The 14,487-nt window shown below is 52.1% G+C and carries 16 protein-coding genes; 12 read left to right on the top strand and 4 right to left on the bottom strand.

What is annotated here, in order from left to right:
- Window positions 1-257 precede the first annotated feature (257 nt).
- The gene (locus ACERJC_RS02870; protein WP_152405343.1) at window positions 258-1,844 is read left to right on the top strand and encodes a phosphoethanolamine transferase; all 1,587 of its coding nucleotides are present in this window, start codon (window positions 258-260) and stop codon (window positions 1,842-1,844) included.
- 66 nt (window positions 1,845-1,910) lie between these two features.
- On the opposite strand, the gene ompX is transcribed toward ACERJC_RS02870, so the two are convergent.
- Window positions 1,911-2,426 carry an outer membrane protein OmpX gene (ompX, locus tag ACERJC_RS02865; protein ID WP_152405344.1) on the bottom strand — a complete coding sequence of 172 codons (516 nt, stop codon included), beginning with the start codon at window positions 2,424-2,426 and terminating at the stop codon, window positions 1,911-1,913.
- A gap of 73 nt (window positions 2,427-2,499) precedes the next feature.
- A complete protein-coding gene (locus tag ACERJC_RS02860; RefSeq protein ID WP_178824811.1) occupies window positions 2,500-2,544 on the bottom strand; it encodes a hypothetical protein in 45 nt (14 codons plus the stop codon).
- Window positions 2,545-2,815: 271 nt separating this feature from the next.
- Between ACERJC_RS02860 and rhtA the strand changes: the two genes are divergently transcribed.
- The 6 genes from rhtA (at window position 2,816) to ybiO (ending at window position 9,450) form a co-directional block, all read left to right on the top strand.
- Window positions 2,816-3,703, top strand: a complete 888-nt coding sequence (rhtA, locus tag ACERJC_RS02855; RefSeq protein WP_152405345.1) for a threonine/homoserine exporter RhtA — start codon at window positions 2,816-2,818, stop codon at window positions 3,701-3,703.
- Window positions 3,704-4,012: 309 nt separating this feature from the next.
- A complete protein-coding gene (gene dps, locus ACERJC_RS02850) occupies window positions 4,013-4,516 on the top strand; it encodes a DNA starvation/stationary phase protection protein Dps (RefSeq protein ID WP_042320427.1) in 504 nt (167 codons plus the stop codon).
- A 364-nt stretch (window positions 4,517-4,880) separates the two neighbouring features.
- Window positions 4,881-5,627 carry a glutamine ABC transporter substrate-binding protein GlnH gene (gene glnH / locus ACERJC_RS02845; protein ID WP_152405346.1) on the top strand — a complete coding sequence of 249 codons (747 nt, stop codon included), beginning with the start codon at window positions 4,881-4,883 and terminating at the stop codon, window positions 5,625-5,627.
- A gap of 86 nt (window positions 5,628-5,713) precedes the next feature.
- The gene (glnP, locus tag ACERJC_RS02840) at window positions 5,714-6,373 is read left to right on the top strand and encodes a glutamine ABC transporter permease GlnP (protein WP_046477722.1); all 660 of its coding nucleotides are present in this window, start codon (window positions 5,714-5,716) and stop codon (window positions 6,371-6,373) included.
- A complete protein-coding gene (gene glnQ / locus ACERJC_RS02835; protein ID WP_042320431.1) occupies window positions 6,370-7,092 on the top strand; it encodes a glutamine ABC transporter ATP-binding protein GlnQ in 723 nt (240 codons plus the stop codon). The genes glnP and glnQ overlap by 4 nt, the downstream gene beginning before the upstream one ends.
- A 117-nt stretch (window positions 7,093-7,209) precedes the next feature.
- On the top strand, window positions 7,210-9,450 hold the full coding sequence (gene ybiO / locus ACERJC_RS02830; RefSeq protein ID WP_373670961.1) for a mechanosensitive channel protein: 2,241 nt from the start codon (window positions 7,210-7,212) through the stop codon (window positions 9,448-9,450).
- Here ybiO and rlmF read toward each other — a convergent pair.
- The gene (gene rlmF, locus ACERJC_RS02825) at window positions 9,447-10,373 is read right to left on the bottom strand and encodes a 23S rRNA (adenine(1618)-N(6))-methyltransferase RlmF (protein WP_373670960.1); all 927 of its coding nucleotides are present in this window, start codon (window positions 10,371-10,373) and stop codon (window positions 9,447-9,449) included. The genes ybiO and rlmF overlap by 4 nt on opposite strands.
- A gap of 286 nt (window positions 10,374-10,659) precedes the next feature.
- Here rlmF and mcbA point away from each other — a divergent pair, with 286 nt between their 5' ends.
- The 3 genes from mcbA (at window position 10,660) to ybiJ (ending at window position 11,856) form a co-directional block, all read left to right on the top strand.
- Window positions 10,660-10,920 (top strand): DUF1471 family periplasmic protein McbA, encoded by a 261-nt coding sequence (gene mcbA, locus ACERJC_RS02820; protein WP_373670959.1) that lies wholly within the window; start codon window positions 10,660-10,662, stop codon window positions 10,918-10,920.
- A 123-nt stretch (window positions 10,921-11,043) separates the two neighbouring features.
- Window positions 11,044-11,310, top strand: coding sequence for a DksA/TraR family C4-type zinc finger protein (locus tag ACERJC_RS02815; protein WP_152405351.1), 267 nt, complete (start codon window positions 11,044-11,046; stop codon window positions 11,308-11,310).
- A gap of 285 nt (window positions 11,311-11,595) precedes the next feature.
- Window positions 11,596-11,856, top strand: coding sequence for a DUF1471 family protein YbiJ (gene ybiJ / locus ACERJC_RS02810; RefSeq protein WP_043001280.1), 261 nt, complete (start codon window positions 11,596-11,598; stop codon window positions 11,854-11,856).
- Between the two features lie 107 nt (window positions 11,857-11,963).
- Here the strand turns inward: ybiJ and ybiB are convergent, their stop codons facing one another.
- Entirely contained in the window at window positions 11,964-12,932 is a 969-nt protein-coding gene (ybiB, locus tag ACERJC_RS02805) for a DNA-binding protein YbiB (RefSeq protein WP_373670958.1), read from the bottom strand.
- 249 nt (window positions 12,933-13,181) lie between these two features.
- On the opposite strand from ybiB, the gene ACERJC_RS02800 reads away from it, so the two are divergent.
- Entirely contained in the window at window positions 13,182-13,718 is a 537-nt protein-coding gene (locus ACERJC_RS02800) for a fimbrial protein (RefSeq protein ID WP_371895665.1), read from the top strand.
- 68 nt (window positions 13,719-13,786) lie between these two features.
- Window positions 13,787-14,461, top strand: coding sequence for a fimbrial biogenesis chaperone (locus ACERJC_RS02795; protein WP_373670957.1), 675 nt, complete (start codon window positions 13,787-13,789; stop codon window positions 14,459-14,461).
- Window positions 14,462-14,487 lie beyond the last annotated feature (26 nt).

Below are 14,487 nucleotides of genomic sequence, written 5' to 3'. Positions count from 1 at the left end.
CTTCATCGGGTTGTCATATTCAGCCGTTACACTCCTGTTCATGTCAAAATAGCCCCTCTTTTTGTCGGATTTGCTAACCCCTTCGCAAAACAATTTCTTTCTGCCAGTTGACCTTCACATTCACACGCTCTATCTTCTTGCAGCCCTGCCTAACTTGCGGCTCGCAGATGCGGACCTCTTCCCCTCTTCACGCACTCTCAGCAGGTAATGACCCTTGGCGCCAGGGTAAGCACATGGCGTTTTTGCGATAGTGGTATATGAATTTAACCCTTAAAGACTCGCTTCTTGCCCGCAGCCGGGCCCTTAGCCCGTGGACTGGCTTTTATGTTTTGCAGTCCCTGCTGATAAACCTGGCGCTGGGCTATCCGCTTAGTCTGCTGTATACCGTTGCCTTTACCTGCATATTACAGTTGCTCTGGCGGAGTGCGCCGAAAGCGCAAAAGGTTCTGATCGGCGTTTGCTCGCTTGTCGCAGCCTTCTACTTTCCTTTCGGTCAGGCTTATGGGTCGCCAAATTTTAATACGCTGCTGGCGCTGCACTCGACCAACATGGAAGAGTCCACTGAGATCCTGACGATTTTCCCCTGGTACAATTACCTGATGGGCGTGTTTATCTTTGCCCTTGGCGTGATTGCCGTGCGTCGCAAACCCAGCGAAGAGAAAAAGCGCTGGAATAAATATGACACCCTGTGCCTGCTGTTCAGCGTCGTCGCTTTTTTTGTCACCCCCGTGCAGAATCTGGCCTGGGGCGGCGTGTTTAAATTGAAGGATACCGGCTATCCGGTGTTCCGTTTCGCCAAAGACGTCATCGTCAATAACAAGGAAGTGATTGACGAGCAGGAACGCATGGCGAAGTTCGCCAGCATGAAAGACACCTGGACCGTCACCGCCGTGAAGCCGAAGTATCACACCTACGTGGTGGTGATCGGTGAAAGCGCGCGCCGTGATGCGCTGGGGGCGTTTGGCGGCCACTGGGATAACACCCCGTTTGCCAGCAGCGTCAACGGCTATCTGTTCGCCGATTACGTCGCGGCCAGCGGGTCAACGCAAAAATCACTCGGACTGACCCTTAACCGTGTTGTCGACGATAAACCGCAGTATCAGGATAACTTTGTCACGCTGGCAAACCGCGCCGGTTTCCAGACCTGGTGGTTCTCGAATCAGGGACAAATCGGCGAATATGACACCGCCATCGCCAGTATCGCGAAGCGGGCTGATGAAGTGCATTTTCTGAAAAGCGGCGACTTCGAAGCCGACAAAAACACCCAGGACGACGCGCTGTTAAAAATGACCGCGCAGGTGCTGGAAACCGAACGTACCCAGCCGCAACTGATTGTACTGCATCTGATGGGTTCTCATCCGCAGGCTTGTGACCGCACCAAAGGGAAGTACGACACGTTCGTACAGTCGAAAGAGACCTCCTGCTATCTCTACACCATGACCCAGACCGACGACCTGCTGCGAAAACTGTACGATCAGCTTCGCAACAGCGGCGGCAGTTTCTCGTTGGTGTACTTCTCCGATCACGGTCTCGCCTTTAAAGAGCGTGGGAAGGAAGTGCAGTATCTGGCGCATGACGACCAGTTCCAGCAAAACTTCCAGGTCCCGTTTATGGTGCTCTCCAGCGATGATAAAGCGCACAAGGTCGTCAAAGCGCGGCGCTCCGCCAACGATTTCCTCGGTTTCTTCTCACAGTGGACAGGGATCAGCGCAAAAGAGATTAAGACGAAGTATCGTTTTATCTCCGAACAGAAGGCCGGACCGGTGTATATCACCAACTTCAAGTTGCAGAAGGTGGATTACACTCACCTGGGAACCGACATTTTTAGCACCACATCGCGCTAAACCGTCGTGAAAAACAGCCAAAAAAAATCCGCCCCTTGAGGCGGATTTTTTATATCACCGAAGTGATTAGAAGCGGTAACCAACGCCTGCGATCCAGGTGCCAACGTCAACGCTACGAATACGGCTCTGCTCGTAAGAGAAGTCCAGCGCAACGTTTTCGATCGGGTTGAACTGCAGACCTGCGCCATAAGAGAAACCATAGTCGCTGGTATCATCTTTATGGGTCGGGTAGTTGGTGTCCTGGAATTTACCGTAACCGACACCCACAACACCGTAGATGCTTGCCCAGTCGTTCAGACGGTAAGCCGGACCAGCAGTGATGCCGTAGTACTGAGTTTTGTTGTAATCGCCTGCACCGTTAGTACGATCTTTTTCGGTGTAAGTGAAGGAACCGATTACGCCCAGCGGATTGTTGTCCTGCTCATAGCGATACTTCAGGTTGAAACCGTTCATTTTGTTCGCCGCGCCCTGAGCATCGCTCTGAGCATAACCACCGGTAACGGTAGAAGTCGCAGCAACAGCAGAACCTGCGGAGATAGCCAGAACAGCGGCCAGTGCTGAAAGACATGCAATTTTTTTCATAACCACCTCAAATGTGCTTCAAATAAGTCCTAAGTGTTAAATATATCAAAAATTGATGAGAAACTCTTTGCGATTAGTGATGTCTAACGGGCCATTTCGTGTAACAGAACGTTTCAATGAGCCGTTATCTCTTTCAATTAACATCACTTTTCTGGATTTTCGTCCCATTATTACGCGCATAATAAAGAACATTCATCCAGATTATTCCTAATTCGCCAGCGCATTAATCCATCAACCTGCCGCTATTTTACGGTTTTCCGGGAATTTTTTTTCAACGAAGACTCAACCGCAGGAGGTTATTTCCATTACACTGCCTCTTTTACTTTTCTATACACAAGTCAGGCAAATTGCAGGATGCCGTGTATCTACAGTTATTGTCGGGAGAAAGGATGCCTGGGTCGTCACGTAAAACGCCAGTTTGGTTGCCCATTTTAGTACTGCTTATCGCCATGTCCTCGATCCAGAGCGGCGCATCGCTGGCAAAATCACTGTTCCCGCTGGTTGGCGCGCCCGGCGTGACCGCCCTTCGTCTGGCCCTGGGCACATTGATCCTTATTGTCTTCTTCAAACCCTGGCGTCTACGTTTCGCCAAAGAGCAGCGCCTGCCGCTGCTTTTTTACGGCCTGTCGCTGGGGGGAATGAACTACCTCTTCTATTTGTCGATTCAGACAGTTCCGCTGGGGATCGCGGTCGCTCTGGAATTTACCGGGCCGCTGGCGGTCGCCCTGTTCTCGTCTCGACGCCCCGTTGATTTTATCTGGGTGGTGCTGGCCGTTCTCGGGCTCTGGTTCCTGCTGCCGCTGGGTCAGGACGTTTCGCATGTCGATTTGTTCGGTGCCGCCATGGCGCTGGGTGCGGGTGCCTGTTGGGCTATCTATATTCTTAGCGGTCAACGCGCCGGTGCTGAGCACGGCCCAGCCACCGTCGCGGTAGGCTCGCTGATTGCCGCTCTGGTTTTCGTTCCACTTGGGGTGGCGCAGGCCGGAGAAGCGCTCTGGCACTGGTCGGTGATTCCGCTGGGTCTGGCGGTTGCGGTGCTGTCGACAGCGCTCCCCTACTCGCTGGAAATGATTGCCTTAACCCGTCTGCCTACGCGCACCTTTGGTACGTTGATGAGTATGGAACCGGCGCTGGCTGCGGTGGCGGGCATCCTTTTTCTGGGCGAAACGCTGACGCCAGTCCAACTGCTGGCGCTCGGCGCGATTATTGCCGCCTCAATGGGCTCGACGCTGACCATTCGGCGGGAGAGCAACATAAAAGAAGTTGATGTAAATTAATTTTACATTTCTGCATGGTTTGCATAACCATGCAGAATATCTCCCCGCTGTTTTCCTGATATTTTCCTGATATTTCTCCACGGCTCATCGGCTTCGCCTCGCCTATTTATTCTCATTCCGATGTCACAGTGAGAATATTGATATTTCAATCTTTTTCGTACGCAACCATATGAATAGTAATGCAATTAAATGCAGATGTTGTTAAATGCTATTAAAGCGATAGGCAGAGCCAGAAAAGCAGGAACGATAACCGGTGCTATACTGAATCCCGTAAATTACTGGGACATAACATCAAGAGGATATGAAATTATGAGTACCGCTAAATTGGTAAAAACAAAAGCGTCCAATCTGCTTTATACCCGTAACGATGTCTCCGACAGCGATAAGAAAGCAACAGTTGAGTTGCTGAATCGTCAGGTGATCCAGTTTATCGACCTGTCGCTGATCACTAAGCAGGCCCACTGGAACATGCGCGGTGCGAATTTTATTGCCGTTCATGAGATGCTGGATGGCTTCCGTACGGCACTGACCGATCATCTCGATACCATGGCAGAGCGTGCCGTGCAGTTGGGCGGCGTTGCCCTGGGAACCACGCAGGTTATCAATAGCAAAACGCCGCTGAAAAGCTATCCGCTGGACATCCATACCGTCCAGGATCACCTGAAAGAGCTGGCAGACCGTTATGCTGTAGTGGCAAATGATGTCCGTAAAGCCATCAGTGAAGCGAAAGACGAAGATACCGCAGATATCTTTACCGCCGCTTCCCGCGATCTCGATAAATTCCTGTGGTTCATCGAATCCAACATCGAATAATCGCATCATAAGTATTCCCTCTATAACCCTCGCTACGGCGGGGGTTTTGCACTTTTGTGGTGCACGACATCGCCTCTCCCCCGCTGTAAAGTAAAATATTTGTAATAATCACCTCACACAATCGTTAACGAAAGATTGTTTTATCAACGATCTTTGCGCTAAATAGGCAAACCATTGGCGCACCCTTTGGGATGCACTAAATCAGTGCCCCAACATGGTGCAAAAAGCGAGTTTTGCTCCGTTAACTGTGCAAAAGAGTGCGATACCCTCTTGTGAAAACAAGGGGTTGCAAAATTGGCACGATTCTTTCATTACACTTATCGTTCTCGCAGGGGATCGCCCCGTGGATAAAAAAGGAAATGCTATGAAGTCTGTATTAAAAGTTTCACTGGCAGCACTTACCCTGGCTTTTGCGGTGTCCTCTCATGCCGCGGATAAGAAACTGGTTGTCGCGACCGACACCGCGTTCGTCCCGTTCGAATTCAAACAGGGCGACAAATACGTTGGCTTTGATGTGGACCTGTGGGCCGCCGTAGCAAAAGAACTGAAGCTGGATTATGAACTGAAACCGATGGATTTCAGCGGCATTATCCCGGCACTGCAAACGAAGAACGTTGACCTGGCGCTGGCGGGCATCACCATTACTGACGAGCGCAAAAAAGCGATCGATTTCTCTGATGGTTACTACAAAAGCGGCCTGTTAGTGATGGTGAAAACCAACAACAACGACGTGAAAAGCGTAAAAGATTTGGACGGTAAAGTCGTCGCAGTGAAGAGCGGCACCGGCTCCGTTGATTACGCGAAAGCCAACATCAAAACGAAAGATCTGCGTCAGTTCCCGAACATCGATAACGCGTACATGGAACTGGGCACCAACCGCGCAGATGCTGTTCTGCACGATACGCCAAACATCCTGTACTTCATCAAAACCGCGGGTAACGGCCAGTTCAAAGCGGTTGGCGAATCACTGGAAGCACAGCAGTACGGTATCGCATTCCCGAAAGGCAGCGACGAACTGCGCGAGAAAGTGAACGGCGCGCTGAAAACGCTGCGTGACAACGGTACCTATAACGAAATTTACAAAAAATGGTTCGGTTCTGAACCTAAATAATAAGACGTTTTGCCTTCAGATGTTGCCCGGGGGCGCTAAGCGTACCGGGCATTTGATTTTTTTCACCACGGTAACAGGAACAACATATGCAGTTTGACTGGAGTGCCATCTGGCCCGCCATTCCGATCCTGCTTCAGGGTGCCAAAATGACCCTGTGGATCTCCATCCTTGGTCTGGCTGGCGGGATCATCATCGGCTTGCTGGCGGGTTTAGCCCGTACCTATGGTGGTTGGATAGCCAATCACGTCTCTCTTGTTTTCATTGAGATCATCCGTGGCACGCCGATCGTCGTCCAGGTGATGTACATCTATTTTGCCCTACCGATGGCCTTCCCGGACTTGCGTATCGACACCTTCAGCGCCGCTGTTATCACTATCATGATTAACTCCGGTGCCTATATCGCCGAAATCACCCGTGGTTCAGTCCTGTCGATCCATAAAGGGTTTAGCGAAGCCGGTCTGGCATTGGGGCTTTCCCGTCGCGAAACCATTCTCCACGTGATCATGCCGCTTGCGCTGCGCCGTATGCTGCCGTCGCTCGGTAACCAGTTGATCATCAGTATCAAAGATACGTCGCTGTTTATCGTGATCGGCGCGGCCGAACTGACCCGTAGCGGTCAGGAGATTATTGCCGGTAACTTCCGCGCCCTGGAGATCTGGACCGCGGTGGGGGTTATCTATCTCATTATCACGCAGGTCCTGAACATCGTGCTTCGTAGTCTGGAAAGAAGGATGAAAATCCTGTGATTGAATTTAAAAACGTCTCAAAGCATTTTGGTCCAACCCAGGTGCTGCATAACATCGATCTGAACATTAAGCAGGGCGAAGTGGTGGTGATTATCGGACCATCAGGCTCCGGTAAATCCACGCTGTTGCGCTGTATTAATAAACTCGAAGAAATCACCTCCGGCGATCTGTTCGTCGATGGGCTGAAGGTTAACGATCCGAAGGTGGACGAGCGCCTGATTCGTCAGGAAGCCGGAATGGTGTTCCAGCAGTTCTATCTCTTTCCTCACCTGACCGCGCTGGAAAACGTCATGTTCGGCCCGCTGCGCGTGCGGGGGACGAAGAAAGACGCGGCCGAAAAGCAGGCGAAAGAGTTGCTGGCGAAAGTGGGTCTGGCCGAGCGCGCCCACCACTACCCTTCTGAACTTTCTGGCGGTCAACAGCAGCGTGTGGCTATCGCCCGCGCCCTGGCGGTAAAACCGAAGATGATGCTGTTCGATGAGCCTACCTCTGCGCTCGATCCAGAACTGCGTCACGAAGTATTGAAAGTAATGCAGGATCTGGCGGAAGAAGGGATGACGATGGTCATCGTCACGCACGAAATCGGCTTCGCCGAAAAAGTCGCCTCACGTCTGATCTTCATCGACAAAGGCCGTATTGCCGAAGACGGCCATCCGCAAACCCTGATTGAAAACCCGCCCAGCCAGCGCTTGCAGGAGTTTTTGCAACACGTTTCCTGACGGTCCACCTCCCTTCCGCCTGGAAGGGAGGTTTTTCTACGACTCTTCCCATTTCGAATCGCCGCTCCTCCAGCAACTATACTTATCTTTTTGTTCTGTTTTCTCACTGGAGGAGTCATGCGGTGGATCCTGTTCATCCTCTTTTGCCTGCTGGGCACACCCGCCCAGGCGGTGACCATCCCCGGCGTCACGACCGGTGCAGACGCTGACGCACAAACCACTCCTGCGCCTGAACCTGACGTCGAGCAAAAGAAAGCCGCTTACGGGGCGCTGGCCGACGTACTGGAAAATGACACCTCGCGCAAGGAGCTGATTGACCAGTTGCGCAGCGTTGCGGCCACGCCGCCGCCGGACCCGGTGCCAAAAATCACGCCGCCGGTGGTGGTTGAAGAAAAAACCGTACTGGAGAACGTCACCGAGCTCAGCCGTCATTACGGCGAAGCGCTGTCTGACCGCTTCGCCCAACTCTATCGCAACATCACCGATGCGCCTCACAAACCGTTTAACAGCCAGACCTTTAATAATGCCCTTAGCCACTTTCTGATGCTGGCCGCGGCGGTGTTCGGCTTCTACTGGTTGATCCGTCTGTGTGCGCTACCGTTGTATCGCAAAATGGGTAACTGGGCGCGAAAAAAGAACCGTGAGCGCAGCAACTGGCTCCAGCTACCGGCAATGATCGTTGGCGCCTTTATTATCGATCTGCTGCTACTGGCGTTGACCCTGTTTGTCGGTCAGTTGTTGAGTGACAGACTGAACGCAGGCAGCCGCACCATCGCGTTTCAGCAAGGGCTGTTTCTGAACGCCTTTGCGCTGATCGAATTTTTCAAAGCCATTCTGCGGCTGATTTTTTGTCCGAACGTGGCGCAACTGCGACCCTTTAATATTCAGGATGCCAGCGCCCGTTACTGGAACCGGCGATTAAGTTCACTCAGCAGCCTGATTGGCTATGGACTGATCGTTGCGGTTCCCATTATTTCTAATCAGGTGAACGTGCAGGTTGGCGCAATGGCCAACGTGGTCATCATGCTGTGTATCACGCTGTGGGCGCTGTATCTGATCTTCCGCAACAAGAAAGAGATTACCCAACACCTGTTGAATCTGGCAGAACGATCGCTGGCCTTCTTCAGCCTGTTTATCCGCGCCTTTGCGCTGGTCTGGCACTGGCTGGCGAGCGCCTATTTCATCGTCTTGTTTTTCTTCTCGCTGTTCGACCCTGGCAACAGCCTGAAGTTTATGATGGGGGCGACGGTGCGCAGTCTGATGATCATCGGCATTGCGGCCTTCGTTTCCGGGATGTTCACCCGCTGGATCGCCAAAACGATTACCCTCTCCCCGCATACGCAGCGCAATTATCCTGAACTGCAAAAACGGCTTAACGGCTGGCTCTCTACCGCGTTGAACGTGGCGCGGATCCTGACGGTATGCGTTGCCATCATGCTGCTGTTAAACGCATGGGGGCTGTTTGATTTCTGGAACTGGCTGCACAACGGTGCCGGAGAGAAGACGGTCGATATTCTGATCCGTATTGCGCTGATCCTGTTTTTCTCAGCGGTGGGCTGGACGCTGCTTGCCAGCCTGATCGAAAACCGGCTGGCCTCCGATATTCATGGTCGCCCTCTGCCCAGCGCACGTACCCGCACGCTGTTAACGCTGTTTCGCAACGCGCTGGCGGTGATCATCAGCACGATCACCATCATGATTGTGCTCTCGGAAATTGGCGTTAACATCGCCCCACTGTTGGCCGGGGCCGGGGCGCTGGGGCTGGCGATTTCATTTGGTTCGCAAACGCTGGTGAAAGATATTATTACCGGGGTCTTTATTCAGTTCGAGAATGGCATGAACACCGGGGATCTGGTGACCATCGGACCGTTGACCGGGACAGTAGAACGGATGTCGATTCGTTCCGTTGGCGTGCGCCAGGACACCGGGGCGTACCATATTATCCCGTGGTCATCGATCACTACCTTCGCCAACTTTGTCCGCGGCATTGGGTCGGTGGTCGCCAATTACGATGTGGATCGCCATGAAGATGCCGATAAAGCCAATCAGGCGCTGAAAGAAGCAGTCGCTGCGGTGATGGAAACCGAAGAGGTTCGTGGGCTGATCATTGGCGAGCCGTCATTTGCCGGGATTGTCGGATTAACCAACACGGCATTTACGCTGAGGGTATCGTTCACTACGCTGCCGCTGAAACAGTGGACGGTCCGCTTCGCGCTGGACAGCCAGGTGAAAAAACATTTCGACCTCGCTGGCGTTCGCCCGCCGGTGCAAACTTATCAGGTACTGCCCGCCACGCCAACGACACCGACAGCGCCGACCGCACCGGCGCCGCTGCCGCCCGGCGAGCCAACCCTCTAGCGTTTACGCGTGCTAAAACGGCAGCGCTGGTCGTCATCCATAAAGGTCCAGGCGATAAAGCGACTCTGCTTTTGTCCCTGGGCCATCTCTTTTTTCACCACCCTGACCGCCCCCACGTCTGTCAGCGCACGATAAAGTGGCGGCAGGTTTTCACCGCGAGACACCAGCGTAGTAAACCACATGACCTGACGGGCAAAGGCCTGGCTTTCAGCAATCATCGTTTTGATAAATGCCACTTCGCCACCTTCACACCACAATTCCTGCTGCTGACCGCCGAAGTTCAACGCATCGTCTTTGCTCTGTCCGAGGTTGCGGCGTTTGCGCTCGCTCCCTGCCCGGGCAGACGCGGCAGAGTCATGAAACGGCGGGTTGCACAGCGTTGCATCATATTGCTCATTCTTATGAATGATGCCGTTAAAGATAGCCGCAGGGGTTTTCTGCCGACGCAGGCGAATCGAACGCGTCAGTCCCGGATTGGCACTGATAATCGCCTGTGCGCTGGCTAATGCCTGCTCATGCGTCTCGCTGCCCGTAAAGCGCCAGCCATACTCATGCACGCCAATCAGCGGATAAATACAGTTCGCGCCGACACCGACATCCAGGATCGTGGCCTGGGTCGGCACACTTCCCGACGTCTCAGCAAGAAGATCGGCCAGATGGTGGATGTAATCTGCACGCCCTGGCACGGGCGGACACAGGAACCCTTCAGGAATATCCCAGTTTGCCACCCCATAGAAGTGCGCCAGCAGCGCCTTATTCAACGCTTTTACCGCCAGTGGATTGGCAAAATCAACGCTTTGCTCCCCTGCGGGAGTCAGGACGAGATACTGCGCCAGCTCAGGCGTGCCTTTGCAGAGCGAGGCAAGATCGTAGCGGCTGTGATGACGGTTACGCGGGTGTAGGCCCGGTTTCTGGGGGGACATAGCATTCTCCTTTTAACAGCGGCGTAAGATACCCGCATAACGCAACGCGGTAAACCTGGTTGATGAGAAACAACCGCTTCGCTGCAGCGTATCAGAACGAAAAATGGGGCGAAGCGGCGTAAATCACCCGAAAATCAGTGATATGCATGTCATTGATTTGTCAACATACGTCAATATTTATCGTTCAAATTTTAAGCAGATCATCATCAATTTTTTACGCCATTTCCGCCGCACTGACGACCTAAACTTATCTGGCACTACACGTTGTTTCACTGAGGAGAGCATCATGAAAAAATGCCTCGCATTACTCGTCGCCGCCACGCTTGCCGGTGTGGCATTCGCGGCATCAGCAGTACAGCCTCTCAATAGCTCCGATACCGGTCAGCTACGTGCGTCAGGTACCGTCTCTGCGACTGGCGCAACCAACCTGAGTGACCTGGAGGATAAACTGGCGGAAAAAGCGCAAGAACAAGGCGCGAAAGGCTTTGTGGTTAATTCCGCAGGCGGTAACAACCAGATGTACGGTACTGCGACCATTTACAAGTAATCTTCCCCACGACCTGCCCGATAGCGACTTCGCTTATCGGGCAATACCTCCCTTGACTGAGCAATTTTTGACCCCATCTCGGTTATAATAATCCCTGTTATAAAGCGTGAGGAGAACATCGCTATGGCCTCCGGTTGGGCAAATGATGACGCAGTGAACGAACAGATCAACAGTACAATTGAAGATGCTGTCGCCCGTGCAAGAGGTGAAATTCCGCGCGGTGATAGCCTGTATGAATGTGAAGAATGTGGCGACCCCATACCCGAAGCGCGTCGACAGGCGGTGCCCGGTGTAAGACTGTGCCTCAACTGCCAGCAGGAGAAAGATTCAAAAAATGCATCTTACACGGGATATAATCGCAGAGGTTCAAAAGACAGCCAGCTACGCTGACCTATTTTTACAGAGATATAAAGAACATGCCGTTTCGCTTACGCTCACGTTAAATCGCATTCTGCGTAGCAAAACGTGCCGTTCACCGCTCAACTGTAAAGCGAACGTCGAAGAACCGTAAATTCATCTGGCGAATTAATTAATAATCAATAAGTTATTTGTCATTCAAATTATTTGATGGATGTTGTCAATTCTCTTCGATTTTATCTCTCAAGCAAAAGCGTGATACTTATCACATCGACGAAACATCGTCTTCCTTAAAGAATAACCTGCGAGAGATTAACAATGAAAACTATCAAATACGCTGTTGCCGCTGTTGCCCTGTCTACCCTGTCTTTTGGCGTTTTCGCTGCCGAACCTGTCACGGCTGCTCAGGCGCAAAGCATGAATAAAATCGGTGTGGTTTCTGCAGAAGGCGCAACCACGCTGGACGGCCTGGAAGCAAAACTGGCTGAGAAAGCCGCTGCAGCTGGCGCGAGCGGTTACAGCATCACCTCTGCCAACAACAACAACAAAATGAGCGGTACTGCTGTTATCTACAAATAAGTTTTACCCCGTCTGCTGCCAACAGACACCCTGCTCCAACCCTCATTGAACCTGAATTACCCTTATTTGCCCGTCCGCCACTGGACGGGCTTTTTTTATCTGTCGTGCTAAAAACTGTCGTTCACCCGCGCCAGTCCTTCCTCGAGTGTTGATACTGCTGCCGTTGCCACCAGGCAACAGGCCATCTGGATTTTCAACGATGCCGGTACCGGCTCGCTTCCCGCCAGACAGCGTTCGATCCAGCGCGCAGTCGTCTCAGGATCCTTTGCCGCAGGCAGCGGTACGGGTTCGTCGGGCATTTCGCTTTGTCGGTTCTGTAACACCCGCGAGCCGGTGCTATCAATCAGGCTGATCTGCGGACAGCGCTGCGGGTTGGCGTAGACCTCACCCTCAGTTCCGTGCATCAACAGCCCACGCCCGCCAATATCACTAAAGAATTTCGCCACGCGCGGCACATATTCCGGATGCGACACGCTGGCAAGACGCAGCGCGGCGTCCTCAGCAAACGGTGTCGCCAGCTTCGCCAGCGTATGTGCGCTGTTACGCACGCCCAGTCGCCAACGCATTGCCAGCTGTTTTTCCAGCGGCGGGCAGAGTGTACTCACCGGAATAAAGACCGGCTGATGTCCATCCAGCTTCGCCTGCGCTTGTCCGGCATGCCGCGTCGGTGCAATCCCCATCAACTCAAAAATGGTTTCCGTTAGCACGCGGGTCGGATCTTCACTCACCCCATGCACCACCACCGGGAAACCCAGTTTGTGTAATAAAATGGCCAGCAGCGGCGTCAGATTCGCCTGTTTACGCGCGCCGTTATAGCTGGGAATGACAATCGGCATCGGTTTCGCAACCGGAGGGGTTAGCTTAATAGAATGGTTTTGCATCGCCTCATAAAAGCCCAGCATTTCGGCTTCCCCTTCTCCTTTAATACGCAGCGCAATCAGCACGCCGCCCATCTCCAGTTCAGGCACGTCCCCGTTGAGCATGTGGGTATACAGACCGCGGGCGGTGTCCAGGTCCAGATCGCGGGCGTGGTTTTTGCCCCGGCCGATCTCTTTAATAATGTTGCGGTAATCCATAACGTCTCCCATTGCGACTTTTTCACAATATAGCGCCTAAGGAGACCCTGCCGTTAGTTTTTTATCTCCAGCACCACGCGTCTGTTTTTGTTGAAAATATTAAAATTCAAGCATTATTTAAAATACTTGTAATGTCTATAGAGAAACATCCCACCTGAGTATTCTGGTCTAATCACTACCGGAAAATAGTTTAGTGTCAATCTGAAAACTTCCAGGCAAAGTTTTCACAGGAGAATACCAGGATTTAAGATGAAAAAAATTGCGTTAGGTTTATTTATTACTGCAACCATAGGATGCTCCGCATCCGTATTTGCAGCCGCTGACGGTGAAGGACAAATTAACTTCACAGGGGAAATCATTGATTCCGCCTGTCAGGTGGTTAATGAGATCAGTAATCCACTGAACGTGCAGTTAGGCAAGATCTCTAAAACGGTCTTTACCGGCGCGGGCTCTACCAGCACATTGACGAAATTTGATATCCAGCTGAAGGATTGCCCTGAGACAGTGACCTCAGCGGCGATTAATTTCGGTGGCACACCGGATGCGGATAACCATTCCACGCTGGCGTTAACACCGGATGCCGATACGGCAACGGGTGTAGCGATCCAGCTGGTTGACGCTTCAGCGCAACCCGTTAGTCTTTATTCCCCTACCCGCCAGTATCCGTTAGCGTCCGGTACCGCGGTCAACAATCTCGAATTCGGTGCGCGTTATATTCAAACCCAGACGGCTGTCACCGCGGGTCTGGCTAACTCAGTTTCTACGTTTACCGTTATTTATAACTGATACAATCAATCAGGAGATAGTCGCCTTCACGCGAAGGTGACTATCTCCTCCTTTTTTAAGAAAAAGTTATGCGACACAGTTATTTATTAGGCGCACTGTTACTCACCGCAGTAACAGCCCATGCGGGTGTTATTATTAATGGCACTCGTCTGGTCTATCAGGGAGAGAAAAAAGAGTCTTCAATTGGTATTTCCAATCCGGATGATATTAACTACCTGGTGCAGTCCTGGGTGGATACTGGCATAAAAAAAAGTGACAAAGCGCCATTTCTGATTACCCCGCCACTGTTCCGCCTGAACGCGAAAGAAGATAACGTGCTGCGCGTAGTCCGTACCGGCGGAAATATCCCGGAAGATCGCGAATCGCTGTACTGGCTGAATATTAAAGCCATTCCTTCCTCAAGCCATCAGGAAGGGGTAAATACATTACAAATCGCCATCAATACGCGCCTGAAATTGATGTATCGCCCGGCTTCCATCCAAGGCAAACCAGAAGAGGTTGCCGATAAACTTGAATGGCACATCGAAGGCAACGATCTGGTAGTGAATAACCCCACGCCTTTTTATATGAATTTCCAGAGCGTCACCCTGAATGGGAAAAAAGTGACTAAGGCCACCTGGGCCAGGCCGAAAACGACAAGCCACTTTGCCCTACCGCCCAATACACGGGGTTCAACCGTGTCATGGTCAATCATTACCGATTTTGGCAGCATCAGCAAAACCAGGTCTGCACCCGTTCATTAATAAATTCATTATTTGGTGCCTGAATT

Origin of the sequence: Citrobacter telavivensis (genome assembly GCF_041807075.1) — a bacterium.
In the GTDB taxonomy this organism is placed as follows: Bacteria; Pseudomonadota; Gammaproteobacteria; order Enterobacterales; family Enterobacteriaceae; genus Citrobacter_A; species Citrobacter_A telavivensis.
The sequence above is the reverse complement of the archived record's forward strand: the minus strand, read 5'-3'. Positions and strand labels throughout refer to the sequence as shown.